At 73.3% G+C, this 23,964-nt stretch carries 25 protein-coding genes; 4 read left to right on the forward strand and 21 right to left on the reverse strand.

What is annotated here, in order from left to right; translation table 11 throughout:
* Positions 1–134: 134 nt before the first annotated feature.
* Together ACFFHC_RS02660 and ACFFHC_RS02665 are read left to right on the forward strand one after the other, a co-directional pair.
* Positions 135–1,424: a DUF3238 domain-containing protein gene (locus tag ACFFHC_RS02660; protein WP_141494584.1), complete on the forward strand. Its 1,290-nt coding sequence runs from the start codon at positions 135–137 to the stop codon at positions 1,422–1,424.
* Between the two features lie 41 nt (positions 1,425–1,465).
* On the forward strand, positions 1,466–1,840 hold the full coding sequence (locus ACFFHC_RS02665) for a hypothetical protein (RefSeq protein ID WP_379802793.1): 375 nt from the start codon (positions 1,466–1,468) through the stop codon (positions 1,838–1,840).
* 90 nt (positions 1,841–1,930) lie between these two features.
* On the opposite strand, the gene ACFFHC_RS02670 is transcribed toward ACFFHC_RS02665, so the two are convergent.
* The 7 genes from ACFFHC_RS02670 to ACFFHC_RS02700 form a co-directional block, all read right to left on the reverse strand.
* On the reverse strand, positions 1,931–2,608 hold the full coding sequence (locus ACFFHC_RS02670; protein WP_379802796.1) for a non-canonical purine NTP pyrophosphatase: 678 nt from the start codon (positions 2,606–2,608) through the stop codon (positions 1,931–1,933).
* Positions 2,608–3,471 carry a ribonuclease PH gene (gene rph, locus ACFFHC_RS02675; protein ID WP_379802799.1) on the reverse strand — a complete coding sequence of 288 codons (864 nt, stop codon included), beginning with the start codon at positions 3,469–3,471 and terminating at the stop codon, positions 2,608–2,610. Before rph ends, ACFFHC_RS02670 begins: the two co-directional genes overlap by 1 nt.
* Positions 3,472–3,542: 71 nt before the next feature.
* Positions 3,543–4,568, reverse strand: coding sequence for a YeiH family protein (locus ACFFHC_RS02680; RefSeq protein ID WP_237769744.1), 1,026 nt, complete (start codon positions 4,566–4,568; stop codon positions 3,543–3,545).
* Positions 4,569–4,626: 58 nt separating this feature from the next.
* Positions 4,627–5,424, reverse strand: a complete 798-nt coding sequence (locus ACFFHC_RS02685) for an MBL fold metallo-hydrolase (protein WP_070704736.1) — start codon at positions 5,422–5,424, stop codon at positions 4,627–4,629.
* On the reverse strand, positions 5,421–6,284 hold the full coding sequence (gene murI / locus ACFFHC_RS02690) for a glutamate racemase (protein WP_101849881.1): 864 nt from the start codon (positions 6,282–6,284) through the stop codon (positions 5,421–5,423). Before murI ends, ACFFHC_RS02685 begins: the two co-directional genes overlap by 4 nt.
* Before the next feature lie 155 nt (positions 6,285–6,439).
* Complete coding sequence (locus tag ACFFHC_RS02695) at positions 6,440–7,219, reverse strand: fumarylacetoacetate hydrolase family protein (RefSeq protein ID WP_101849859.1); 780 nt, start codon at positions 7,217–7,219, stop codon at positions 6,440–6,442.
* Between the two features lie 50 nt (positions 7,220–7,269).
* Entirely contained in the window at positions 7,270–7,938 is a 669-nt protein-coding gene (locus ACFFHC_RS02700; protein WP_101849860.1) for a slipin family protein, read from the reverse strand.
* Positions 7,939–8,410: 472 nt separating this feature from the next.
* On the opposite strand from ACFFHC_RS02700, the gene ACFFHC_RS02705 reads away from it, so the two are divergent.
* On the forward strand, positions 8,411–8,737 hold the full coding sequence (locus tag ACFFHC_RS02705; RefSeq protein WP_101849861.1) for a hypothetical protein: 327 nt from the start codon (positions 8,411–8,413) through the stop codon (positions 8,735–8,737).
* Here the strand turns inward: ACFFHC_RS02705 and ACFFHC_RS02710 are convergent.
* Complete coding sequence (locus tag ACFFHC_RS02710) at positions 8,727–9,032, reverse strand: HIT family protein (RefSeq protein ID WP_101849862.1); 306 nt, start codon at positions 9,030–9,032, stop codon at positions 8,727–8,729. The two genes, ACFFHC_RS02705 and ACFFHC_RS02710, sit on opposite strands and share 11 nt — an antisense overlap.
* 63 nt (positions 9,033–9,095) lie before the next feature.
* Complete coding sequence (locus ACFFHC_RS02715; protein ID WP_180802264.1) at positions 9,096–9,233, reverse strand: hypothetical protein; 138 nt, start codon at positions 9,231–9,233, stop codon at positions 9,096–9,098.
* 444 nt (positions 9,234–9,677) lie between these two features.
* On the opposite strand from ACFFHC_RS02715, the gene ACFFHC_RS02720 reads away from it, so the two are divergent.
* Positions 9,678–10,595 (forward strand): 3-methyladenine DNA glycosylase, encoded by a 918-nt coding sequence (locus tag ACFFHC_RS02720; RefSeq protein ID WP_238138205.1) that lies wholly within the window; start codon positions 9,678–9,680, stop codon positions 10,593–10,595.
* Between the two features lie 15 nt (positions 10,596–10,610).
* Here the strand turns inward: ACFFHC_RS02720 and ACFFHC_RS02725 are convergent, their stop codons facing one another.
* The 12 genes from ACFFHC_RS02725 to ACFFHC_RS02780 form a co-directional block, all read right to left on the reverse strand.
* Positions 10,611–11,732 carry a branched-chain amino acid aminotransferase gene (locus tag ACFFHC_RS02725; RefSeq protein ID WP_070704745.1) on the reverse strand — a complete coding sequence of 374 codons (1,122 nt, stop codon included), beginning with the start codon at positions 11,730–11,732 and terminating at the stop codon, positions 10,611–10,613.
* Between the two features lie 106 nt (positions 11,733–11,838).
* On the reverse strand, positions 11,839–12,843 hold the full coding sequence (locus ACFFHC_RS02730; protein ID WP_101849863.1) for a ketol-acid reductoisomerase: 1,005 nt from the start codon (positions 12,841–12,843) through the stop codon (positions 11,839–11,841).
* The gene (locus ACFFHC_RS02735; protein ID WP_141494527.1) at positions 12,840–13,883 is read right to left on the reverse strand and encodes a 2-hydroxyacid dehydrogenase; all 1,044 of its coding nucleotides are present in this window, start codon (positions 13,881–13,883) and stop codon (positions 12,840–12,842) included. The genes ACFFHC_RS02730 and ACFFHC_RS02735 overlap by 4 nt, the downstream gene beginning before the upstream one ends.
* 48 nt (positions 13,884–13,931) lie before the next feature.
* Positions 13,932–14,426 (reverse strand): SixA phosphatase family protein, encoded by a 495-nt coding sequence (locus tag ACFFHC_RS02740; RefSeq protein WP_141494526.1) that lies wholly within the window; start codon positions 14,424–14,426, stop codon positions 13,932–13,934.
* Positions 14,423–15,508 carry a class F sortase gene (locus tag ACFFHC_RS02745; protein ID WP_379802808.1) on the reverse strand — a complete coding sequence of 362 codons (1,086 nt, stop codon included), beginning with the start codon at positions 15,506–15,508 and terminating at the stop codon, positions 14,423–14,425. The genes ACFFHC_RS02740 and ACFFHC_RS02745 overlap by 4 nt, the downstream gene beginning before the upstream one ends.
* A 241-nt stretch (positions 15,509–15,749) precedes the next feature.
* Positions 15,750–17,312: an Asp-tRNA(Asn)/Glu-tRNA(Gln) amidotransferase subunit GatB gene (gene gatB / locus ACFFHC_RS02750; protein WP_070704977.1), complete on the reverse strand. Its 1,563-nt coding sequence runs from the start codon at positions 17,310–17,312 to the stop codon at positions 15,750–15,752.
* 2 nt (positions 17,313–17,314) lie between these two features.
* A complete protein-coding gene (gene gatA / locus ACFFHC_RS02755) occupies positions 17,315–18,919 on the reverse strand; it encodes an Asp-tRNA(Asn)/Glu-tRNA(Gln) amidotransferase subunit GatA (protein ID WP_379802974.1) in 1,605 nt (534 codons plus the stop codon).
* A gap of 86 nt (positions 18,920–19,005) precedes the next feature.
* Positions 19,006–19,302, reverse strand: coding sequence for an Asp-tRNA(Asn)/Glu-tRNA(Gln) amidotransferase subunit GatC (gene gatC, locus ACFFHC_RS02760; protein WP_070704974.1), 297 nt, complete (start codon positions 19,300–19,302; stop codon positions 19,006–19,008).
* A gap of 89 nt (positions 19,303–19,391) precedes the next feature.
* A complete protein-coding gene (locus ACFFHC_RS02765) occupies positions 19,392–19,778 on the reverse strand; it encodes a DUF488 domain-containing protein (RefSeq protein WP_070704971.1) in 387 nt (128 codons plus the stop codon).
* Positions 19,775–20,152: a glutaredoxin domain-containing protein gene (locus ACFFHC_RS02770; protein ID WP_070704968.1), complete on the reverse strand. Its 378-nt coding sequence runs from the start codon at positions 20,150–20,152 to the stop codon at positions 19,775–19,777. The genes ACFFHC_RS02765 and ACFFHC_RS02770 overlap by 4 nt, the downstream gene beginning before the upstream one ends.
* A gap of 1 nt (position 20,153) precedes the next feature.
* A complete protein-coding gene (ligA, locus tag ACFFHC_RS02775) occupies positions 20,154–22,469 on the reverse strand; it encodes an NAD-dependent DNA ligase LigA (RefSeq protein WP_379802815.1) in 2,316 nt (771 codons plus the stop codon).
* An 80-nt stretch (positions 22,470–22,549) separates the two neighbouring features.
* A complete protein-coding gene (locus ACFFHC_RS02780) occupies positions 22,550–23,932 on the reverse strand; it encodes an NAD-dependent succinate-semialdehyde dehydrogenase (protein ID WP_070704965.1) in 1,383 nt (460 codons plus the stop codon).
* Positions 23,933–23,964 lie beyond the last annotated feature (32 nt).

The raw sequence follows: 23,964 nt of genomic DNA on the forward strand, positions 1-23,964 counted from the left end.
GCGGCCGGTGGCGAGGCGGCAAGCCGCCCGCACCGAGTACCCCCATATCCCCCCCCGGGTGGAGACCCTGCGGAGACCGAGAACCATAAGTTTCTTCCATCCGCGCCGACAGTGCGCCAATCAGAGAGACGATCATGCGTCCCAGCACCGCCCTGAGGCTCCTCACCACCGCAACACTTCTCACTGGCTCGATCGCGGGGCTCGGCCTCCCGGCCACGGCGAATGAGGAGGGCCTGAGCGCGACCTACTCCGGCGATGACGTACGCATCACGGTAGACGGTCGTCCGGTCACTGTGCTCTCCACAGACGACTCCGACCCTCTCGTGCGCACGATGGTGCTTCAAGACGCAGCCGGCAACCAGTACCAGGCCACCGAATACCTCACGGAGGCCCTTGCGCCGGTCGCCTTGGACAGCACGGCGGACAGCGCCCAGAGCGTGGACGAGGCCAAGACCTCCGGCTACTACAGCGAGACCGAGGGAACGGTCACGGACAGCCGGTCCGACGAGGTCACGTACAGCGGCAGCACAACCGTCCGACCAGCACTCGCGCCCGTCGCAACCCTCGTGGAGGGGACCGATCGCACTGTTCTCGCCGTCGCGTCCACCGATGCCGAGGGCACCACGGTCCTGAAGAATGGTGAGCCGCTCGGCGCCATCTCCGAGGATGGGTCCATCGTGGACGAGGAGCCCAGCCTGCTGGCCGCAGACAGTTACGAGTTCGCAGCCGAGGCCCCCAATGGAGAGACACAGTCGGTCACCATCAACGATGCTGGAACGACGGCTGCCCTCAACGGCGCCATGTACACGTCCTACAAGACCTACATCCCGGGTGCACGAGCTGCGGTTCCCTCCGGTCTTGCCTGCAACCCACGCTGGACGTGGGGCAAGATCTGGTTCAAGGGAGACAATCGGTCATGGGTCTCGGGGTACAACCAGACCACACGATCACGCACAGCGGCCCTCGTGATCGCTGACTGGCGCAACGGCAAGCGGGAGGTGACCCTCACGCGTCACGTGAGTCCCACCGTGCGCTATGCCGACGGAACCAGTACCCGCCCCGTGGCCTCGGCGACCGCCAGCCCCGCCGGAATGTACCTGCGCGACGTCTCGATCAACAGCAGCTCGGCCCAGTTCACCCTCAAGCACAAGATCGGTAATCCCTTGTGCTCCTCGGCGGGCCCGATCACCTATCAGCTGCGAGGGACGGTGTACCGCAATGGGAGTGCCAGCTACTACGGGCACTCCATCGATGTGCCCCGGCACGAGGTACACGCCATGAGTGACCGCCGAGGGACGTGGCGCAAGGTGCAGAACAGGTACTCAGAAAGCTTTATGTGCCTGAGCGCCCCCCAGGTGATTTCACCTCTGACGAAGTGCCCGGGACAACGATCGTGGACCGCCTATTTCACCAAGACCCTCTGATGGGCGGCATCTCACAGGACCGGCATCCCCGAGACGTAGGGTTGGACATCCGCAGCACGCTGTTGGCGCTGGGTCTGCTGGTCGCACTCGTCGAGACAGTCTGGTACGAGTGGATCGGGGCGCTGCACGTGCTGTGGGTGTCGCTCATCACCTTTGGGGTGGTCCGCTGCTGGCGGGCCCTTGTCCGCCACGACGGCTGGGGCGGTGGCGTTGCGGCGGCTTTCCTGGCCATCCCGGTGTTGCTCGTCATCGTGGTGCTGGTCCTGCTCCATCTGTGGCCCATCCCGGCGAATGGGTTCGGTCTCTTCGCGAGCTACCTCCCAGGGGCCACTGCGGTGCTCTGCCCGCTGCTCGCCATCGGGCGCCGGGCCCAGTGGACCCACCCCGACGGAGACCCCCTCCCCGACGCCCCCTGAGGATCGGCCCGCTCATCCACGTGGCCCCGGGACCCGTCCGGCGACGGGTCGCGGGGCCACAGGCGCTCACCCGGGCGGGTTCACCCGTGCTCAGCCCCGCTCGGACAACCGCTGCGCCAGGGCCCGGGTGGCCTTGCCGCGGTGGCTCACGCGGTTCTTCACCTCTGCGGGCAGCTCGGCGCTGCTCACCGGACCCCGCACGGGCGTGAACCCGGCCTCCGCGAGCTCGCCGCTGCGCACCGCGAAGATCGGGTCGTAGCCGAACCCGTTCTCCCCCTGCGGTTCCCGCAGCATGAAGCCGTCCATCTCACCGCGCTCGACGATCTCGGTGCCGTCGGGGTCCACAAAGCTCATGACGCACACGAACTGGGCGCCGCGGGCGTCGTCGGGCACGTCGGCCAGCTGGGCCAGCAGCAGCGCGTTGTTGTCGGCGTCCTTGGCCACGCCCGGCCCCTGTCCCTGGGAGTCCACGAGCCCACCGGACCAGCGCGCCGAGAAGATACCCGGAGCACCACCGAGCACGTCGACGCACAGGCCGGAGTCGTCAGCGATGGCGGGCAGCCCGGTCAGCTCGCAGGCCGCACGGGCCTTGAGCAGCGAGTTGGCCTCGAAGGTGGTGCCGGACTCGACCACGTCCGGGGCGTCCGGGGCCACGTCCGCCAAGGTCACCACCTCGACCTCGTGCGGCAGGGACTCGGACAGGATCCGCTGCAGCTCGGGCACCTTGCCCCGGTTGCGGGTGGCCAGGACGATGCGGCGCGCGGCCATCAGGCGCCCTCCCCGGACGGCTCGGACCCGCCAGCCGGCTGCGACGGACGCTCGCCGGAGGCCACCACGAGCCGCTCCCCCGCATCGAGCCCCAGCGAGGCCTGCTGCGCGGCGGCCAGCGTGGCGCAGCCGGCCTCGGCCAGGTCGAGCAGCTGGTTCAACATCGCCCGGTCGAAGGTCTGCCCCTCGGCCGTGCCCTGCACCTCCACCAGGTCGCCCGCGCCGGTCATCACCACGTTCATGTCCGCCCCGGCGGTCGAGTCCTCCGGGTAGTCCAGGTCGAGCACGGGGCGCCCGTCGACGATGCCGACGCTGATGGCCTGCACCGCATCGCGCAGCACCACAGCGTCGGGGGCGATGTCGCCGGACGCCTTGCCGGCGGCCACCGCATCGGCCAGCGCCACCCACGCGCCGGTGATGGCGGCGGTGCGGGTGCCGCCGTCGGCCTGCAGCACGTCGCAGTCGATGACGATGGTGTTCTCTCCCAGGGCGGAGGTGTCCACCGCGGCCCGCAGCGCCCGGCCGAGCAGGCGCGAGATCTCCTGCGTGCGGCCCTTCACCTTGCCCTTGACCGACTCGCGGTCGCTGCGGGTGTGGGTGGCCGCCGGCAGCATGGCGTACTCGCCGGTCACCCAGCCGGTGCCCTGACCCTTCAGCCAGCGCGGGACATCCGGCTGGAAGGAGGCGGCGCACAGCACGCGGGTGCGGCCGAACTCCACGAGCACCGAGCCGGCGGCATGGTCGAGCCAGCCACGGGTGATGCGGACCTCGCGCAGATGGTCGGGCGCGCGGCCGTCGTGGCGGGGGGTGGGGGCGGCGTCGGCGGGGGCGTTCACGGTGCGCGATGCGGGGGCGTCGGTCATGCACCTGAGCCTACGGGCCGCTCAGGCGACGCCGACGCTCCCCGCACCGGGTGCGGCCGGGTGGCCGAGCATCAGGCGACGAGCGCCCCGCCCAGCCCGACCGCCGCCACGACGGCGGTGGTGATGCCGGCCAGCGCGAACGGCGCACCGCCGACCGTCCTCAGCCGCTCCCAGCGCACCCCGGTGCCCAGCGCCCACATCGCGGCCGCGAGCAGCAGGGTCTGCAGGACCTTGACCACCTCGAGCAGCTGCTCGGGCAGCGGCACCCAGGTGCGCACGAGCACCATCGCCAGGAAGGCCACCACGAACGCCGGGACGATCGGCGGCAGCGTCACGTCGTTGGAGCCGCCAGCCGTGCCACCCGCCGCGCCCTCGCCCGCGCGCAGCTGGCGGCGGCGCAGGGTCGCGAAGCCCACCATCACCGGGGCCAGCAGCACCACGCGCGCCAGCTTGGCCACCACGGCCACCGCCAGCGCGGCCCCGCCCACGATGCCGCCGACGGCCACCACCTGCGCCACCTCGTGCACCGACAGCCCGGCCCACAGGCCGATGGTGCGGTCGTCCAGGCCCAGGAGCCCGCCCAGCAACGGCACCGCGGGGATCATGAGCGTGCCGAAGAGCACCACGAGCGCCAGGGCGACCGCCACGTCCTCGTCCTCGGCGTCCACCACGCCGTCGGCCGCGGCCACCGCCGCCGCACCACAGATGGAGAAGCCCGCCCCCACGAGCAGCGCCAGCCCGGGGCGGACGCCCAGCAGGCGCCCGGCCAGCACCGCCGTCGCCAGGCCGACCGCCACCACGAGCACGACGGCGAGGACGACCTTCCACCCCAGGTCGGCGATGGTCGCCAGCGAGACCTGGAGCCCCAGCAGCACGATGCCGGTGCGCAGCAACGTCTTGCTGCCCGCCCCCAGCCCCGGGCCCCAGCCGGCCGGGAGGCTGGCCAGGTTACCCACGAGGATGCCGAGCAGGATGGCCACCAGGAGCGGGCTCACGGCGGGCACGGCCGCGCCCACCAACCGGGCCGCCCCCATCGACACCAGGCCCGCCACCAGGCAGGCCACCAGTCCGGGCACCAGGGTTGACGAACGGCTCACGGTCGCTCCTCTCGCGATTCCTCGATCCAGTGGGGCCGGCGGGGTGCGCCGGGCCAGCTCAGGCGGGGGTCACCGAGCAGTCGCGCGGGACGAGCTCGAGCACCAGGCCGGGGTGGGCGGCCTGCAGCGGGCCGTCCCACACCTCGCGCGCCTCCGCCACGGAGACCTCCGGGTCGTTCCACGGCGGCACGTGGGTGAGCACCAGGGCGCCCACTCCCCCGGCACGCTGCGCCGCCACGGCCGCGCGACGCCCGGACAGGTGGATGCCCTGGGCGGTGTCGCGCCCCTCCACGAAGGCGCAGTCCGAGAGCACGAGGTCCGCGCCGGCCAGCAGGCCATCCAGGGCAGGGGTGTCATCGGTGTCGCCGGTGTACGCCACGGTGCAGCCGCCCGCCTCCACCCGCAGGCCGTACGCGTCGCCCGGGTGGTTCACCCGGGTCCACGTGAGGGTGAACGGCCCCACCTGCGTGGTGTGGCCGTCGCCCACCGGGTGGTAGGCGAAGGAGCGGGTGAGGCTCTCCCCCGACGGGGAGCCGTAGACGCAGTCCATCTGCTGACGCAGCGCCGCCGGGCCGTGGACGGGGATGCGCTCGGTGTGCGGGGCGCGCGGGTCATAGTGGTGCAGCACGAACAGGCCGCACAGGTCCACCACGTGGTCCGGGTGCAGGTGGCTGATGCAGTACGCGTCCACGGCCGTGGGGTCGGTGTACCGCTGCAGGGCACCCAGCGCGCCGGAGCCCAGGTCGAGCACGAGCCGCCAGGTGCGGCCCTCGTGCTCGTGCTCCACCAGGTAGGAGGACGCGGCCGACTCGGGCCCCGCGAAGGACCCCGAGCACCCCACCACGGTGAGCCTCATGCGGTGGCCCCTCCCCCGGCATCGAGGGTGGGGACGGCACCCGTGGGGGGCACCTCCGTGGGCACGGGCAGGCGGTGGGTGTTGCCGGCGGAGACCTCGGGGCCCAGGAAGGTGCGGGCCAGCTCCCCGAACTGGGCCGGGTCGCCGGTGGTGAGGAAGGTGTGCGTGGGTGCCGAGTGCTCGGGGGCCAGCTCGTCGCGGTCGGCCAGGGTGCGCAGCAGCTCGGCGGCGGTCTCCTCCGCGGACGACACGAGCGAGACCTCGGGCCCCATCTCGTAGGCGAGCACGCCGCGCAGCAGCGGGTAGTGGGTGCACCCCATGATGAGGGTGTCCACGCCCGCCTCCTTGAGCGGCGTGAGGTACTCGGTGGCCGCCGCGAACACCTCCGGGCCGGTGACCGTGCCGGCCTCCACGAACTCCACGAAGCGGGGGCACGGCTGGGAGTGCAGCTGCACGCTGGGCACGGCGGCGAACGCGTCGCGGTAGGCGCCCGAGGTGTGGGTGGCGAGGGTGCTGATGACGCCCACCCGGCCCGAGCGGGTGATGCCGGCGGCGCGGCGGGCGGCTGGGCGGATCACCTCGATGACGGGGACGTCGTAACGCTCCCGGGCGTCGTGCAGCACCGCGGCCGAGGCCGAGTTGCAGGCGATGACCAGGGCCTTGACACCGCGCTCCACGAGGGCGTCCAGGGAGTCCAGGGCCAGGCCGCGCACCTCCGCGATGGGGCGAGGACCGTACGGTGCGTGGAGGGTGTCACCCAGGTAGATCGTCGACTCGCGGGGCAGGTGGTCCAGCACCGCACGGGCGACCGTGAGGCCGCCGAGGCCGGAGTCGAAGATGCCGATGGGTGCCGTGGACATGCGCCACAGGGTACGTCCGTGGTCGGAGGCCCCCACCCCCTCCCCCGGTGGAGAGGCCGCCTCGCGCCGTCGGGAGGTGGCCGAGGACACAGGGGTGGGGCAACCGGCAGTTCCCCGGTAGCCCCACCCCGGCATCGAGGGTGGAGGGGTGCCGCTCACTCCTCGGCGGAGACGAAGGGGTTGGACAGCCGCCCGATGCCCTGGATGGAGACCTCCACGCGCTGGCCGGCGGTCACCGGGCCCACGCCGGCGGGCGTGCCGGTGAGGATGACGTCGCCGGGCAGGAGGGTGAACGCCTTGGAGACGTGGGAGACGATGGCCGGCACGTCGAACACCATGTCGGCGGTGCGGCCGTCCTGCACCACCTCGCCGTCGAGGCGGGTGCGGACCACGAGGTCCTCGGTGTCCAGCTCGGTCTCGATCCACGGGCCGAGCGGGCAGAAGGTGTCCATGCCCTTGGCGCGGGCCCACTGGCCGTCGGACTTCTGCAGGTCGCGGGCAGTCACGTCGTTGGCGCAGGTGTAGCCCAGGATCACCGAGCGCACCTCGTCCGGCGAGACGTCCTTGCACATGCGGCCGATGACCACGGCCAGCTCGCCCTCGTAGGAGACCTCCTGGGTGAGCGCCGGGATGACCACCGGGTCGCCGGGGCCCACGACGGCGGTGTTGGGCACGAGGAAGAGGCCCGGCTCGGCATCGACCTCGTTGCCCAGCTCGGCGGCGTGGTCGGCATAGTTGCGACGGACCCCCACCACCTTGGAGCGGGGAATCACCGGGGCCAGGAGGCGCACGTCCTCGGTGGTGAAGGTGCGGCCCGTGAGCTCGATGGAGGTGTAGAGGGGGTCGCCGGTGATCTCGGCGATCTTGGTGCCCTCGCCGTCCATGAGGCCGTAGCGGGGCTCGTCGGAGTCGTCGGTGAACCGGCAGATGCGCATGGGGCGAGTCTACGAGCGCGGGCGGGGTGGCGCTCCATGCCGCGGTCTGCTCAGCTGTGGGAGTCCGCGGACCCACCCAGGTGCAGCACGACCTGACCGGTCGGCCCAGCCTCCTGCACCAGCCGCATCCGCTCCAGCGCGGGGTGGTCCTCCAGCAGACGCGCGGCGTTCGCCAGGGAGCGCAGGGTGGCGGTCTCGGCGCGGGCACGCTCGAGCTTCACCCGCCCCTCGGCGGCAGCGGTGGCCAGGGCGATGGCGGTGCTCCGCAGCTCCGGGGGAAGGACCACGTCCTTCAGCACGACCTCCAGCACCTCCAGGCCCACGGTGCGCGCAGTCTGGGCGATGTGGTCCCGCATCGCCTCCAACGGCAGCTCGCGCCGCTGCACGAGCTGCTCCACGCCCATCGCCGCGACACTCTCGCGGAGTTGCACCTGGGCGGACAGGTAGAGCACGTCCTCGGGGTCCTGGGCGTTCTCGAGGTAGGCACGGGGATCGACGACCCGCACCCGCAGGCTGAGCGACGCCTTCACCGTGAGCCCGTCGGCGGTCGGGACCTCCTGGGTGGCGAGGGCCAGAACCCGCTCACGGAGGTCCACGACTTCTGCGACGCTCCTCCACGGGCGCCGGTGGCGCCCGGCCGTCTGGACCTCCAGGAAGGCGCCGTGGCGATAGACCACGGCGGCGTGACGGGGCGGGACGGTGCGTGTGAACAGGCTCATCGTGGTGCTCTCCGGAGTCGGTCAGGTCAGGGCGCTGGGGCCGGGCTGGGTCGGGTGGGTGACGCCGCTGGTGCACCGACGGGTGGCCCCGGCGCGGAGAGGGAAGGGGCGACCGACGACCGAGCGGGCGGGGAGCCCGGCACCCTCCGAGGACGGTGGTCCGGACTCCGCAGGGCCTCGCCCGGCGTCCTGTCGGCCACCCCCTCCCGGGGGACTCGAACCCCAGCACCAGGAGGTGCCTTGCCAGTGATGTCCACAGCATCCGTCCCCTTGGGTGACACGCAGGACCTCGTGCGGCACACCGCCTCGGCTGCTCCCCAAGGGGCTCGCAGAGTGTGGCACACGCGCACGCACGAGGTCGATGGCTTTCCCCATCGCAGGGCCCGAGGCCACCGCTCCCTCCCCGGGAGAGGCCTCAGCCCGCAGGGGGCGCACCGAGAACGCCTGCCGCGCACAACCTCCGCGGCGGCGGGTGGCCTCCCCGCCGACCCACTGCCCGACCCCACTGCCTGGAAGGACCTGCCTGCTCGTCATCTCCCTGCTCATCGGGGTCATCTGCACCGTCGCGTGCTACCGCGCTGGGCGGCAGATGGCTCGCGTGGGGGCGGGGCTGGCCGACGAGGACGACCGTGACCTCGGCATGCCCATCATCACGATGTGGCTGTGCTTCGGCTTCCTCTACCTCTGGCACGACTTCGAGGATCCTGTGCAGTGGGGTCTGTTCGTCGTGGTCAGCTCCACCACCGTCGGGTGGATCTGGACCCGCGCGGTGGCCCGGGGCGCCGGCCTCATCCCGTGAGGTCCAGGCCGCCTCCCGCCGCCATCGCCGCGGCCACGATGCGGATCTTCTCCGCCTGCAGCCCGGGCTCCAACGGGTGCAGGACGTCGTCCCAGTAGGCGAGGTTCACACCGCGCGCCCGCATCATGCCGGCCGGACGGGCCAGGGCGTGCATGTGGAAGTGGGCCGACCCGTCGTTCCACCAACCGAAGTGCGTGCGGGCCACACCCGGCACCTGCTTGACGGCCTGCGACAGGCGCTGCATCAGCGGGCCGAGCGTGGCCAGCAGGTCCAGCGGGGCGTCCTCCAGCAGCACGTGCCGGCGCGGCGCGAAGCCACCCAGGAAGGGCAGGCCCGTGGGGTGGCCGCCGGAGCGGAGCTACCAGTGCTCGTCCTGCCAGATGGTGCTCGGGTCGTCGGCGCAGTGCCAGCACTCGGTGGGGTCGGTCTCGCCCCTGCGCGGCAGCTCGGGCACGAGCATCTTCTCCAGCGGGCGGAGGGTCACCGCATCGAACATGGCGATGTCCCCGCGGTGAGACTGGAGGCGTCGTGGACGCGCCCGGGCTCGAGGCGGTCGTGGACGGGGGACGAGGCGGGGGCGCGGTGGGTCATGGCCTCATCCGGCACCGGGCGATTGCCGGTGGCGGAGAGGCGTGAGGTGGGTGGGATGACGGAGTGACGTGCCGGAGGGTGGGTCGCGCGGATCGAGCGGCGCTCCGTGCCGGCCGGGCTCCCGCCGCACGGGAAACCCCTCGCCGCACGGGAAGGGTGCTGGTGGCACGGGATGGTGCGCGTGCGGGGAGCACTCTTCCCGTACGCGGGGAGGTTTCGCGTGCGCGGCCGGGGGTGCACTCGGGGAGCCCAGCCGTTGTCCCGTGCGCGGAGAGGCCTCGCGTGCGACGAAGGCAGACGCGGCCCAGCCCGGCCCGACCCTGCCCCGGCGGACCTAGACTGCGCCGCGATGTGCCCCTCCCCCACCTCCCGTGCCGTGACGCACCCCGCGCCGACCGTCCTGCCCCGCTCCGCGTGGGAGCCGCTGCAGGCCGCGCACGAGGCGCGTGTCGACGCCATCGCGGGGCCGCACCTGGCCCGCCGCGCCCGCGGGGAGAAGCACCCGGTGGAGGACTTCCTGTGGGTCTACTACCGCTGGCGCCCGGCCGAGGTGCGGCGGTGGCACCCCGGCGTCGGCGTGGCCCTGCTCGATGCCGGTGAGCGCGCCGGGTGGAAGGAACACCGGGTCCTCGACACCCCCGAGGGCGACGCCGTCACCGTGGACGCCGCCGCGTTCATGGCCCGCCGCGGCGACACGGTGCGCCGCTGGCACGCCGTCCTCGAGGCCACGGCGAACCGCCCGGCACGGTTCGGCTGCTTCGGCCTGCACGAGTGGGCCATGGTGCACGGCCTGGAGGCCGACGACCGCCGCCACGGGGGCGTGCCCCTGCGCCTGGGCCGCGAGGGCACCGACGCCGTCACCGAGAGCCACACCATCGCGTGCAGCCACTTCGACGCGTTCCGGTTCTTCACCGACTCCGCCCGCGGGCTCAACACCCTCTCCCCCGGCCCGCGCGACCGCACCGCCTTCGAGCAGCCCGGGTGCCTGCACGCCACGATGGACCTCTACAAGGTGGCCGCCACCCTGGGCCCGCTGGTGCCCGGCGACCTGCTGGTGGACTGCCTGGAACTGGCCCGCGACGTGCGCGAACTGGACATGCGCGCCTCTCCCTACGACCTGCGCGCCTGGGGCTACGAGCCCGTGTGCATCGAGACCCCCGACGGCAAGGCGCAGTACGTGGCCGCCCAGCGCGGCTTCAGCGAGCGGGGCAACGTACTGCGGCGGCGACTCCTGGGAGTCACCGCCGCAGCACTGCAGGCCCGCTGAGCCCAGCCCGTCGTCTCAGACGAGGCGGTGCATCCAGCCCTTGGTGTCCTCGGCGCGGCCGTACTGGATGTCGGTGAGCGTGCGGCGCAGCGTCATGGTCACCGGGTAGGACTCGTCCAGGTCCTCCGAGCGGCCCTCGCCGCCGACGGTCCAGGTGTCCTCCTCGGTGCGGAAGGAGCCCACCGGCGTGATGACCGCCGCGGTACCGCAGGCGAACACCTCGGTGATGGTGCCGTCGGCGATGCCGGTGGTCACCTCGTCGAGGCTGATGGGGCGCTCGGTCACCTCGTGGCCGGCGTCGCGGCCCAGTTCCACCAGGGACATGCGCGTCACGCCCTCGAGGATGGTGCCGCTGGTGGGCGGGGTGACGATCGAACCGTCCGAGAACACGAAGAACAGGTTCATGCCGCCCAGCTCCTCGACCCACTTCTCCTCGCGGTCGTCGAGGAAGAGCACCTGGGCGCAGCCGTGCTCGCCGGCCTCCACCTGGGCGGCCAGGGAGGCGGCATAGTTGCCGCCGCACTTGGCGAAGCCCGTGCCGCCGAAGCCGGCGCGGTGGTAGTTGCGGGAGACCCAGATGTCCACCGGCTTCACACCGGACGGGAAGTACGGCCCGGACGGGGAGGCGATGACGTAGAACTGGCTGGCCTGCGACGGGCGGACGCCGAGGAAGGCCTCGGTGCCGATCTGGAAGGGGCGCAGGTACAGGGAGGTCTCGGAGCCCTCGGCGGCCTCCGGCACCCACGCCTGGTCGATCTGCGCAAGCTGACGGATGGCCTCCAGGAAGATCTCCTCGGGCACCTCGGGCATGGCCAGGCGGCGGGCGCTGCGCTGCAGACGGGCGGCGTTCTTCTCCGGGCGGAAGGTCCAGATGCTGCCGTCGGCGTGGCGGTAGGCCTTCATGCCCTCGAAGATCTCCTGCGCGTAGTGCAGCACGCAGGCGGCCGGGTCCAGGGCGATGGGGGCGTACTGCACCACGCGGCCGTTGTGCCAGCCGTCGGCGGTGGTGTGGTCCACCACGGCCATGTGGTCGGTGAAGTGCACGCCGAAGCCGGGGTCCTCCAGCACCTTCAGGCGGTCGGCCTCGGGGGCGGGGGACTCGGTCGGGGCGACGACGAACTCGGGGCGGTCTGCCATGGGGGCTCCTCGGGACTTGGGCGGTGTCGGGCTCTGCTCGGTGGGTGTGCGCACCCGCCGGACTCCGGGATGGGTGTGACGCGGACCACGCGATGTGGGGACGAGGCTACCGGGCGCCCCCGAAGGCCTCGCCGAGGCGTGCGTGCCGGGCGGCCGCGGTGGCGTCGTCGTCCACGGGGGCGGTGCGGCGGGAGCGCGAGCGGGGCGCCGGACCGGTGAGGCGGGCCACCTCTTCACGGTGCTCGTCGGCGGCACTCGGGCGTGCACCCTCGTGGCCGAGCGCCTCCCAGGTGGACTGGAGGCGGTGCAGCACCGCGAGGTCGGCCACCACCGGGTCGAAGCCCTGCGCAACGAGCGCGTCTCGGCCGGCGGCCAGCACGGCCTCCAGCAGCGGGGTCACCCGGGTGTCGGCGAAGTCCGCGGCGGCGGCCCAGTCCAGGGCGTCCACCCCGATGGCGGCCGCACGGGTGGCCCCCACCACGTCGGCGTAGGCCACGGCCAGGCGCTGCGCGGCGTCCCCGCGGGCATCGGGGGCGGCCGGGGCGGCGGTGGGGTTGAGCGTGAGCGTCAGCTCGTGGCCGGACCCGGTGCCACGGGCCACCACGGCCACCACCGCCGGGCCACCGCGGCCGTCCACGTACGCCTGCCGGGTGGCCACCGGCTCCCCCAGCACCTCCACGAGGAGGATCACGCCGCGGTGCCGGATGCCCGACCCACGCAGCGCACGCCCCGCCGCGGCCGAGGTGAGCACCAGCACCTGCTCGTCGGTGAGCACGGCGGCCACGGCCTCCAGGTGGGCGGTGCCGATGACCACCAGCTCACCGTCCTGCACGGCATCGGCCACCGGCAGGGTGAAGAAGCCCTCGGCCTGCGCGGCGTCGTGCTCGGGGGTGCCGGGCTCGGCGCCCACGCGCACGTCCACGCCGGAGTCGCGCAGGTTCTGGGCGTGCAGCTCGGCCGTGGCGTCGAAGCCGATGACGGCCACCTCGCGGTCGGCCACGACGGAGCGGTCGGCGTCCCAGGGCCCCCACCACGCGGTGCTGCCGGGGCGCGTGGCGTCGGCGTGCGCGGCGTCGTGCGCGGGGGTGCCGGGCTGCTGCGGGGCGCTCACGCCTGCTCCTGCGGGGTGCGCACCACGTTCTGCAGGGCCTCGCCGTCGGCCAGACGCTGCAGCTGCGCCCCGACGAGGGACAGCTGACGGTCCTCCATGCCGGCCGTGGCACTGGCCAGGTGCGGGGTCACGAACACCCCCGGCGTGCTGAACAGCGGGTGGCCCTCGGGCAGCGGCTCGGGGGCGGTGACGTCCACGGCGGCCCGGATGTGCCCGGAACCGGCCGCCGCCACCAGCGCGTCGGTGTCCACCACCGGGCCACGGGCCACGTTCACCAGCAGCGCGCCGGGCTTCATGAGCTCCATCTCGCGGGCACCCATCAGCCCCTTGGTCCGCTCCGTCAGCGGCGTGATGAGCACGACCACGTCGAACTGCGGCAGCAGGGCGTGCAGGTCGTCGATGGCGTGCACCGCCCGGACGTGCTCGTCACCCGGGCGGGCGGAGGTGGCCACGGCCTCGACGTGCGCCCCGAAGGCCGCCACACGCCGCGCGATGGCCTTGCCGATGGCGCCGTAGCCCACCACCAGCACGCGCGCCTCGTGCAGCGAGGTCTGCCGGGCGCGCCACTCCGGGCCCGTGCGCACCTCCCAGCGGCCCTCCACCTGCGCGTCGCGCAGCGTCTCCAGGGAGCGCAGGCCCACGAGGGTCAGCGCCAGGGCGTGGTCGGCGGTGCTCTCCTCGTGCACGCCCCGCGCGTTGCAGATGCCCACGGTGGCCGGCAGGCGCTTGTCGAGGTGGTCGAACCCGGCGCTCAGCGCCCATGCCCAGCGCAGGTGCGGCTGCGTGGCGTACTCGGCCACGGCACCGGGCGTCATGGAGAACTGCGGCGGCACGGCGGCCACCAGCGGACGCTCCGGGTCGTCCTGCCGGGGCGCCGTGCCCTCCCAGTGCTCCAGGTGCACGGTGCGGGCAGCTCCGGTCACCCTCCCCTCCGGCCCCCCGAGGGCCTGCACCCACGCGGCGGTGGGCACGGAGACGGTCACCTCCCGGGCGTCGTCGGGCAGCAGGTTGGGGTCGGTGGCAGCGCTCGTGGTGGACACGGCGCCCACGGTAACCGTTGGGTGGTCCGCGGACAGCGCGTGGCCGTCTCAGCCGAGGCGCGTCGCGCAGCCCTCGTGCAGGTCCGCCCAGGCCAGGTCGTCCGGCAGGGCCAGCACGCCCACCTCGCCGGTCGCCCAACCCTCGGGCCACACGCCGGTCAGGTGCCCCACGAGGGTGGGGACGCCCGGCGCGTGCCCCACGAGCACCACCCGCCGGGCCTCGTCCGGCAGGTCGCCCAGGGCCGCGAGGAGCTCGACCAGCCCGGCCTCGTAGACCTGTGGGGTGGGCCAGACCGCCTCGGCGGCCACCGCGGGGAGCTCGCCGGCCATCTCCTGCCAGGTCTGAGTGGTGCGTACCGCGCTGGAGTGCAGCACGTGGTCGACCGCACCCCATCGGGCCGCGAGCTGACGACCGGCACGGCGGGCCTCCGCGCGGCCGTGGTCGGTGAGCTCCCGCGCGGCGTCGTCCCCGCCGGGTGCCGCGGGGTGCGCCTGGCCGTGGCGCACCACGGCCAGCTCGCGCGGGGCGGGGGTGCCCGTCACGCCGGGGAGGCCAGGACGAACACGTTGACCGCGGAGTGCCCGTCGGTGCGCGGGGTGTCCGGGTCGCAGGTCACCAGGGCGAGCTTGGGCGTGCTCGAGGGGCCCCAGATGCGCGAGTCGCGCGAGAGGGCCACCTTGTCAATGTGCTCGACCAGGTCGATCTTCCACTCGCGGACCCGGCCGTCGGCGTCCTTGGTGGTGAAGGTCTGGCCCGGCTTCACGTCGGGCAGGTGGTAGAAGACGTCCGGCGGGCCGAAGGTGACGTGGCCGGCGATGACGCTCACACCGTCCTCACCGGGCTTCACCGTCTTGCCGTACCAGCCGGTGACGCCGGGTGGGGGATTGAGCGTGCCCTTGGAGGTCAGGCCCACCTCGGAGACCTGCTGGTCGAAGCCGATGCTGGGGATGGTCAGCTGCACCGGGGCGGCCACCGGGTCCCCGGGCTTGGCGTGGTCGTCCTCCGGCGTGGTCGGCGACGGCTCGGGGGTCGAGCTCGGCTTCGGGCTGCTCGGGCGCGGTGCCGGGGTCGAGGGCGCGGAGGCGGAGGGCTCCGAGGTGCTGGAAGGCTCCCGGGACGGCTCGGTCGCCGTCGCGCTGCGCGTCGGGCTCGGCTCCGCGTCGGTCGTCGAGGACTCCTGGCTGGGCTCGGAGGTCGGCTCCGCGTCGGTCGTCGAGGACTCCTGGCCGGGCTGGGAGGTCGGCTCCGGGGCGGCGCTGCTGGAAGGGGCGGTCGGTTCGGCCGGGTGCGGCTCACCGGAGGCGATGCCCTCGGACGTGCTGGCGGCGTCCGTGGGCTCACTGGCCGAGGCGGCGCCCGAACTGCCCGAGGAGGAGCTGCTGGTGGAGGCCGCATCGGAGGAGGTGCTCTCCCCACCGGCGGAGTCGGAGGTGGACTCCGCCGGGCTCGGCGAGGCGTCCGCCGGGGACTCCCCCGGAGTGGAGGGCGCCGCGATGACCGGCGAGTGCTCCTCCACCGGCGGCTCGCTGTGGTCGAACGCGCCGGAGAACGCCATGGCCAGGACCACGCCCCCCGCCCCGAGCAGGCCGACTCCGGCCACCGTCTGCGCCGTCTTCTTCTCCATGAGGTGCTCCCCGCTCCGGGTGTGGTGCTGTCGTGGGTGTCTGGTCGTGACCGGCCGCCCCACCGGGTGGGGCACGGGTCCCCCCGCGAGGCCGTCGGTCGACTATGACCCGACCACGGCCCGGACGGCAAACGACCCCGGGCGGACCGCACCGCGTGGTGCGGTCCGCCCGGGGTCGTCGTGCGGGGCGTGGGCCGGGGGACCGCCGAACGGTCGGACCTGCCGGGTCCCGCCGGCCGTCTCAGCCGGCCACGGTGGCCAGGATCAGCTCACGCACGCGCGCGGCATCGGCCTGGCCCTTCATCGCCTTCATGACCTGCCCGATGAGGGCGCCGGCCGCCTGCTCCTTGCCGCCGCGGATCTTCTCCACGATGTCCGGGTTGGCCGCGACCACGTCGTCCACGGCCGCCTGCAGCGCGCCGTCGTCGGACACCATCGCCAGCCCGCGGGCGTCGGCCACCTCGGTGGGGCTGCCCTCGCCGGCGAGCACGCCGTCGAGCACCTGGCGCGCCATCGAGTCGTTGAGGCGGCCCTCGGCGACCATGCCGTCGAGCTCGGCCACGGCGGCCGGGGTCAGGCCGGCGCCGGTGCCGTACTCCTCCACGGTCTGCCCGGCGTCGTTGGCCCGGCGGGCCACCTCACCGGTCCACCACTTGCGGGCGCCGGCCGGGGTGGCGCCGGCGGCGATGGTGGCCTCGATGAGGTCCACCGCACCGGCGTTGAGCACGTCACGCATCTCCAGGTCGGAGAAGCCCCACTCGCCCTGCAGGCGTGCACGACGCTTGGCCGGCATCTCCGGCAGCGAGCCGCGCAGGCGCTCCACCTCGTCGCGGGCCGGGGCCACGGGCACCAGGTCCGGCTCCGGGAAGTAGCGGTAGTCGTCCGCATCGGACTTGGGGCGGCCCGAGGTGGTGATGCCGGTGTCCTCGTGCCAGTGGCGGGTCTCCTGGAGGATCGACTCGCCGGCCTTCAGCACGGCGGCGTGGCGGGTGACCTCGTAGCGGACGGCACGCTCGATGCTGCGCAGGGAGTTGACGTTCTTGGTCTCCGTGCGGGTGCCCAGCGGCACCTGGGCCTGCTCGTCGTTCACCCGGCCGAGCACGTGCTCGGAGCCGGCCTTGGCGCGCAGGGACACGTTCGCGTCGCAGCGGACGTTGCCCTGCTCCATGCGCACGTGGCTGACGTCCAGGGCCTTGAGCAGGTCGCGCAGGGTGGAGACGTACGCGCGGGCCACCTCGCCGACGCGGTCACCCGCACCGAGGATCGGGCGGGTGACGATCTCGATGAGCGGGATGCCGGCGCGGTTGAAGTCCACCAGCGAGTGCGTGGCGCCCTGGATGCGGCCGGTGGCACCACCCACGTGCGTGGACTTGCCGGTGTCCTCCTCCATGTGGGCGCGCTCGATCTCCACGCGGAAGACCTCGCCGTCGTCCAGCGTGACGTCCAGGTACCCGTCGTGGGCGATCGGCTCGTCGTACTGCGAGGTCTGGAAGTTCTTGGGCATGTCCGGGTAGAAGTAGTTCTTCCGGGCGAAGCGCGAGGTCTCGGCGATCTCGCAGTTGAGCGCCAGGCCGATGCGGATGGCCGACTCGACCGCCTTGGCGTTCACCACCGGCAGCGCGCCGGGCAGGCCCAGGCACACCGGGCACACCTGCGTGTTGGGCTCCGCGCCGAACTCCGTGGGGCACGGGCAGAACATCTTGGTGTTGGTGTTGAGCTCGACGTGCACCTCGAGCCCGATCACCGGGTCGAAGTCCGCCATCGCCTTCTCGAACGGGACGACCTTGTCCGTGGTGCTCGCCATGCTCAGGCCTCCTGCTGCGGGTCAGTGGTGGCGGGGGCGTCGGTGCGCGTGCCGGCGGCGTCGACACCGGTGGACACGCTGTGCGCGGCGCCGGGCACCGCATCGGGCACGGCGGGGACCAGACGGCGCACCGGCTCGCGGCCCTCGGCGGCGTCGGCGGTCTCGATGAGGGCCTCCACGGCGGCGGCCACGCGGTACATGCGCGCGTCCTCACCGGCGGGGGCGATGACCTGCAGGCCGGCGGGGAGCCCGTCCTCGGCGGCCAGGCCCATGGGCAGTCCCATGGCGCAGTTGCCGGCCAGGTTCACCGGGATGGTGGCGATGTCGTTGAGGTACATCGCCAACGGGTCGTCGACCTTGGCTCCGATGGGGAAGGCGGTGGTCGGCGCCGTCGGGGAGAGCAGCACGTCGCACTGCTCGAAGGCGGCGTCGAAGTCGCGCTGGATGAGGGTGCGCACGCGCTGGGCCTTGCCGTAGTAGGCGTCGTAGTAACCCGAGGAGAGGGCGTGGGTGCCCAGGATGATGCGGCGCTTCACCTCCTCGCCGAAGCCGGCGTCGCGGGAGGCGGCCATGACCTGCTCGGCGCTCGGGGCGTCCACGCCCTCGGGGCCGGTGCGCAGGCCGTAGCGCATGGCGTCGTAGCGAGCCAGGTTGGAGGAGGCCTCGCTGGGGAGGATGAGGTAGTAGGCGGCCATGCCGAGCGCGAACGACGGGCAGGACACCTCCACGACCTCGGCGCCGGCCTCGCGCAGCTGGGCCACCCGCTGCTCGAACAGGTCCTTGATGCCGGCCTGGTAGCCGTCCACCTCGGTGAGCTCCTTGACCACACCGACGCGAAAGCCCTTGAGCGCCTCGGCGCCCTGGCCGGCGGCGCCCGCGGTGGCGGCCTCGAGGGCGGCCGGGGCGGGGGCGTCGATGCTCGTGGAGTCCTGCGGGTCGTGGCCGCCGATCACCTCGTGGAGGGCGGCGGAGTCGGCCACGGTGCGCGAGCACGGGCCGATCTGGTCCAGCGACGAGGCCAGGGCGATGACGCCGTGGCGCGAGACGCTGCCGTAGGTGGGCTTGGAGCCGACCGAGCCGGTGACGGCCGCGGGCTGGCGGATGGAGCCACCGGTGTCCGAGCCGATGGCCAGCGGGGCCAGGTAGCCCGCCACGGCCGCCGAGGAGCCACCGCCGGAGCCGCCGGGGATGCGGGTGACGTCCCACGGGTTGCGGGTGGGGCCGAAGGCCGAGTGCTCGGTGGAGGAGCCCATGGCGAACTCGTCCATGTTGGTCTTGCCCAGGATGGGCATACGGGCGTCCTTGAGGCGGCGCACGATCGTGGCGTCGTAGGGCGGCACGAAGTGCTCCAGCATGCGCGAGCCGGCCGTGGTGGCCAGGCCCTGCGTGCACGCGATGTCCTTGACGGCGATCGGCACGCCGGCCAGCGGGTGCAGCTCCTCGCCGGCGGCGCGGGCGGCGTCGACCTCGCGGGCCGTGGCCAGGGCGCCCTCGGCGTCGACCTGCAGGAAGGCGTGGAGCACGCCGTCGACCTGCTCGATGCGGCCCAGGTGGGCCTGGACGAGCTGCTCGGAGGTGAACTCCCCGGCGCGCAGGCCCTCGGCCATCTCCAGAGCGGTCTTCGTCACCAGCGGGTCGAGCGCGTCGACGGCGGTGGTGTCGCGGGGGGTGGGGGTGGTCGTCATCGGCTCGCTCACTCCTCGTCCAGGATGCGGGGCACGCCGAAGCGGCCCTCCTCGGCCAGCGGGGCGTTCGCAAGCGCCTGCTCCTGCGTCAGCCCGGGGCGCACCTCGTCGGCGCGCATCACGTTGGTCAGGGGGATGGGGTGGGACAGGGCGGGCACGTCGTCAGAGGCGCCGTCGTTGATCTGCGCGACCCACTCGACGATCTGGTCGAGCTGGCCCGCGAGGCGGTCGAGCTCACCGTCCTCGAGGTGGATGCGCGCGAGGCTCGCGACGTGCGCGACGTCATCACGGGAGAGAGCGGACATGCGGCGCAGTCTACGAAAGGTGCCGGGGACTCCCCCGCGCGGGCGCGGCCGAGGACGGGGCCCGCGGACGAGCCGCAGGCGGGGTCGGGTCAGAGCCTCCGACGCAGGGCCCGCGCGAGCACCTGCGCGTGGTTGTTCTCGGTGTCGCGGGCACCGAACAGCAGGGTCACGACCTCGTGCCGGCGGGCCTCGCGGGCGAGCTCGGCCAGCGCGTCGGCAGCAGGCTCCTCCTGCAGCTCGGCGGTGTAGCGCTCGGCGAACTCCTCGAAGCGCGCGGCGCGCTCGTCCCCCTCGACGGCGTGGAACCACTTCCTGAGCCCGGTGGACGGAGCGACCTCCTTCGGCCACAGGTCGTGCGGGAGGGTCTCCTTGCGGGTGCCCCGCGGCCAGAGCCGGTCCACGAGCACGACGAGGCCCTCGGTGCCGCCCGGGTCCTCGACGTGGTCACGGACCCGGCGGGTGCGGACGTTCGTCACGCGCCGGCGCCCTCGGGGGCGGCTCCCCCGGCGCGTGCCGCTCCCCCGTCGGCGGCGCCCTCACCGGCGAGGCGGTCGCGGACGAAGGACGGGGCCGGGTTGGTGACCGGCTCGAGGTCGACCACCACGGTGGGCACCACCTCGTTGCCGCCGTTCACCGACCGGACGAAGGCCGAGGCCTCGTCGTCCTCCCAGACGTTCACCCACCAGGCGCGCTCGGCGAGGTCGCCGAGGCCGCGGCGCAGGCGGGCACAGAAGCCGCAGCCCGGGCGCCAGTAGACGACCACCTCGCGCTCGTCGGCGGGCAGGGCGGTCACCTCGGCGTGTGTCGTGGCGCGGCCCTCCGGGGCGCCGGTCGCTCCGAACAGGCCCACCTCAGGCCTCCTTCCGGTCGTGCTGGGCGCCCTGGGCGTCTGGTGCGGCGTCGCCGTGGCCCGCGGGCGCCTCCTCGGCATCGTCCTCGGGCGTCACGCCCTCGACCCGGCCAGTGGCCAGCAGCTCGGCGAACTGGTCCTCGTCCAGCATCGGCACGCCGAGCTCCTCGGCCTTGGCGGCCTTGGACCCCGCGTTGGCCCCGACGACGACGTAGTCGGTCTTCCGCGAGACCGACCCAGCGGCCTTGCCACCGCGCGTGAGGATGGCCTCCTTGGACTCGTCGCGGCTCCAGCCCTCGAGCGAGCCGGTGACCACGACGGTGAGGCCCTCCAGAGTGCGCGCCACGGACTCGTCGCGCTCGTCGGCCATGCGCACGCCGGCCGCGGCCCAGCGGTCCACGATGTCGCGGTGCCAGCCGTTGTCCTCGCCGGAGAACCACTCGGTGACCGCCTCGGCGATGGTGGGTCCCACGCCCTCGACCGCGGCGAGCTCCTCGGTGGACGCCGCACGGATGGCCTCCAGCGAGGCGAAGTGCGCCGCGAGCGCCCGGGCGGCCGTGGGTCCCACGTGGCGGATGGACAGGGCCACCAGCACGCGCCACAGCGGCTGTGCCTTGACCTGGTGCAGGTTGTCGAGCAGGCGCACGCCCACCGCGGAGAGCACGCGGCCGTCGCGGACCCCGCCGGGCGGCAGCACCCCCTCGGGGTCGCCCTCCTCGGCGGCGGCCGCCTCGGCCTTCTTCGCCGCCCGTGTGTACAGCTCGGTGCGCAGCAGGTCGTCGGCCGTGAGGTCGAAGACGCCGGACTCGTCGGTGAGGACCCCCGCATCGAGCAGAGCGCCGGCACCCTCCCAGCCGAGCGACTCGATGTCGAACGCCCCGCGCCCGGCCAGGCCGAACAGCCGTTCGCGCAGCTGGCTGGGGCAGGAGCGGGAGTTGGGGCACCGGATGTCCTTGTCGCCCTCCTTGGCCGGGGCCAGCGCGGTACCGCAGGAGGGGCAGTGGGTGGGCATGACGAACTCGCGCTCGGAACCGTCGCGCTTCTCGGCCACCGGACCGAGGATCTCCGGGATCACGTCGCCGGCCTTGCGCAGCACCACCGTGTCGCCGATGAGCACGCCCTTGCGCTTCACCTCGTGGGCGTTGTGCAGCGTGGCCATGGCCACCGTGGAGCCGGCGACCGTGACCGGCTCCATGACACCGAAGGGCGTGACGCGTCCGGTGCGGCCGACGTTCACCTGGATGTCCAGCAACGTGGTGGTGACCTCCTGCGGCGGGTACTTCCACGCGATGGCCCAGCGCGGCGCACGGGAGGTGGCTCCGAGCTGGCGCTGGACGGCCACCTCGTCGATCTTCACCACCACGCCGTCCAGCTCGTGCTCGGCGCTCTCCCGGTGCGTGCCCCAGTGCTCGATGTAGGCGCTCACCTCCTCGAGGGAGTCCACCACCCGGGCGTGGGAGGTGACGGGCAGCCCCCAGCCGGCGAGCACCTCGTAGGCCTGCGACTGGCGGGTGATGTCGAAGCCCTTCCGCGCCCCGATGCCGTGCACGATCATCCGCAGCGGGCGGCTGGCCGTCACGCGGGGGTCCTTCTGGCGCAGCGAGCCGGCGGCAGCGTTGCGTGGGTTGGCGAAGGCCGCCCTGCCGGCCTCCACCTGGCGGGCGTTGAGCTCGGCGAACTCCTCGATGGGCAGGAAGACCTCGCCGCGGACCTCCACCAGGGGCGGCACGTCGACGGTGGCGGTGCGGGCGTCGTCGGCGTCGTCCGGGCGCGTGAGCTGGTGCGGCACGCCCTCGATGGTGCGCACGTTGAGGGTGATGTCCTCACCGGTACGGCCGTCGCCGCGGGTGGCGGCGCGCACCAGGCGGCCGTCCTCGTAGGTGAGGTTCACCGCCAGGCCGTCGATCTTCAGCTCGCACAGGTAGTGCAGGTCGGTGGTGCCGGCGTCGGCGCGGGAGCGCTCGTACCAGGCGGCCAGCTCCTCGGACGAGAAGGCGTTGTCCAGGCTGAGCATGCGCTCGGCGTGGTCGACGGCGGCAAATCCCGTCTCGAAGACCGGGGCGCCGACCTCCTGGGTGGGGCTCTCCGGGGTGCGGAGCGAGGGGTGGGCCTCCTCGAGCTCCTCGAGCTCACGGAACAGGGCGTCGAAGTCCGCGTCCGGGATGGTCGGCTTGTCGAGGTAGTACGCGAAGCGGTGCTGGCGGACCTGCTCGGCGAGCTCCTCCCAGCGGTGGCGCACCGCCTCGTCCGGCTGGTCCGGGGAGTCGGTGGCGTGCGGGTCGGCCGGGGCGTCGGTCGTGCTCGAGGTGTCGCTCACGGCATCGATTCTGCCGCAGGACACCGACGACCTCCCCGTCGTGGTGGACGAGGAGGTCGTCGGGGCTCGGTGCCGGGGCGTCAGCGGGCGGCCACCCGCACCAGCTTGTGGTTGGCGAACTCCTCGACGCCGAAGGACGCGAGCTCGCGCCCGAAGCCGGAGTTCTTCACCCCTCCGAAGGGCAGCGCCGGCATGGTCGTGCCGTGCTCGTTCACGTAGGCCATGCCCACCTCGAGGCGGTCGGCCACCTCTGCGCCCCGCTCGGGGTCCCCGGTCCACACCGAGCCGGACAGACCGTAGGACGAGTCGTTCGCCTGCGCGACGGCCTCGTCGAGGTCGTCGTAGGGGAACACCATCGCGACCGGGCCGAAGAGCTCCTCGGACCAGGCACGCATCTGCGGGGTGATCCCCGACAGCACGGTCGGCTGGACGAACGCCCCGGGGCCCTCGATGCCGGCGCCCCCCGTGTGGACGGTGGCGCCCTTCTCCACGGCGTCGCGCACCTGCTCCAGCAGGTCCTCCTTGGCCTGGGCCGAGGACATGGGTCCGATGTGGGTGCCCTCCGTGCGTGGGTCGCCCACCACCTGCTTCTCGACCCCCGCCACGAGGGTCTCGACGTACCGGTCGAAGGATGCACGCGGCACGAACATGCGCTTGGGCGAGTTGCAGGCCTGGCCGCAGTTGGACATGCGGGCCTTCGCCATGGTGCGGGCCACCGACTCCACGTCGGCGTCGTCCAGGACGATCATCGGGTCCGAGCCACCGAGTTCCAGCACCGCCTTCTTGAGGTGCTTTCCGGCCTGCTCGGCGACGGCGGCACCGGCCCGCTCGCTGCCGGTGAGGGAGACACCACGGACCCGCGGGTCGGCGATCACCTCAGCAGCCTGCTCGTTGCTCATCCGCAGGTTGGCGTACACCCCCTCGGGTGCCCCGGCCTCGGTGAAGAGGTCCTCCATGAGCTGGGCGGACCCGGCACAGATCTGGGCGTGCTTCAGCAGGATCGTGTTGCCCAGCAGGATGTTCGGGGCGGCGAAACGCGCCACCTGGTAGTACGGGTAGTTCCACGGCATGATCCCCAGCAGCGCACCGAGGGGCTCGGTGCGCAGGACCGACCGCTGCGCCCCCTCGGCCTGCTCCAGCTCGCGATCGGCCAGCAGGCGCTCGGCGTTCTCGGCGTACCAGGCGTAGATGGAGGCAGCGAGCTCCACTTCGCCTGCAGCCTGCTTCAGCGGCTTGCCCATCTCCAGGGCGATGGCGTCGGCCAACTCGGTCGACCGCTCGCGGTACGCCGTGGCCACGCGGCCCAGGAGGACGGCCCGCTCGGCGACCGGCGTCGCGGCCCAGGTGGAGGCGGCGGCGTGCGCCCGGTCGATGGCGACCTGCACCTCCTCGTTGGTGTGCTCCTGGAAGGTGCGCACCACCTCGCCGGTGGCGGGGTTCTCAGTGCGGTAGGCGTGAGTCACGATGTGCTCCTATCCCGGGCCGTGGGGCCCGT

Origin of the sequence: Kytococcus schroeteri (genome assembly GCF_042433515.1) — a bacterium.
GTDB lineage: Bacteria > Actinomycetota > Actinomycetes > Actinomycetales > Dermatophilaceae > Kytococcus > Kytococcus schroeteri.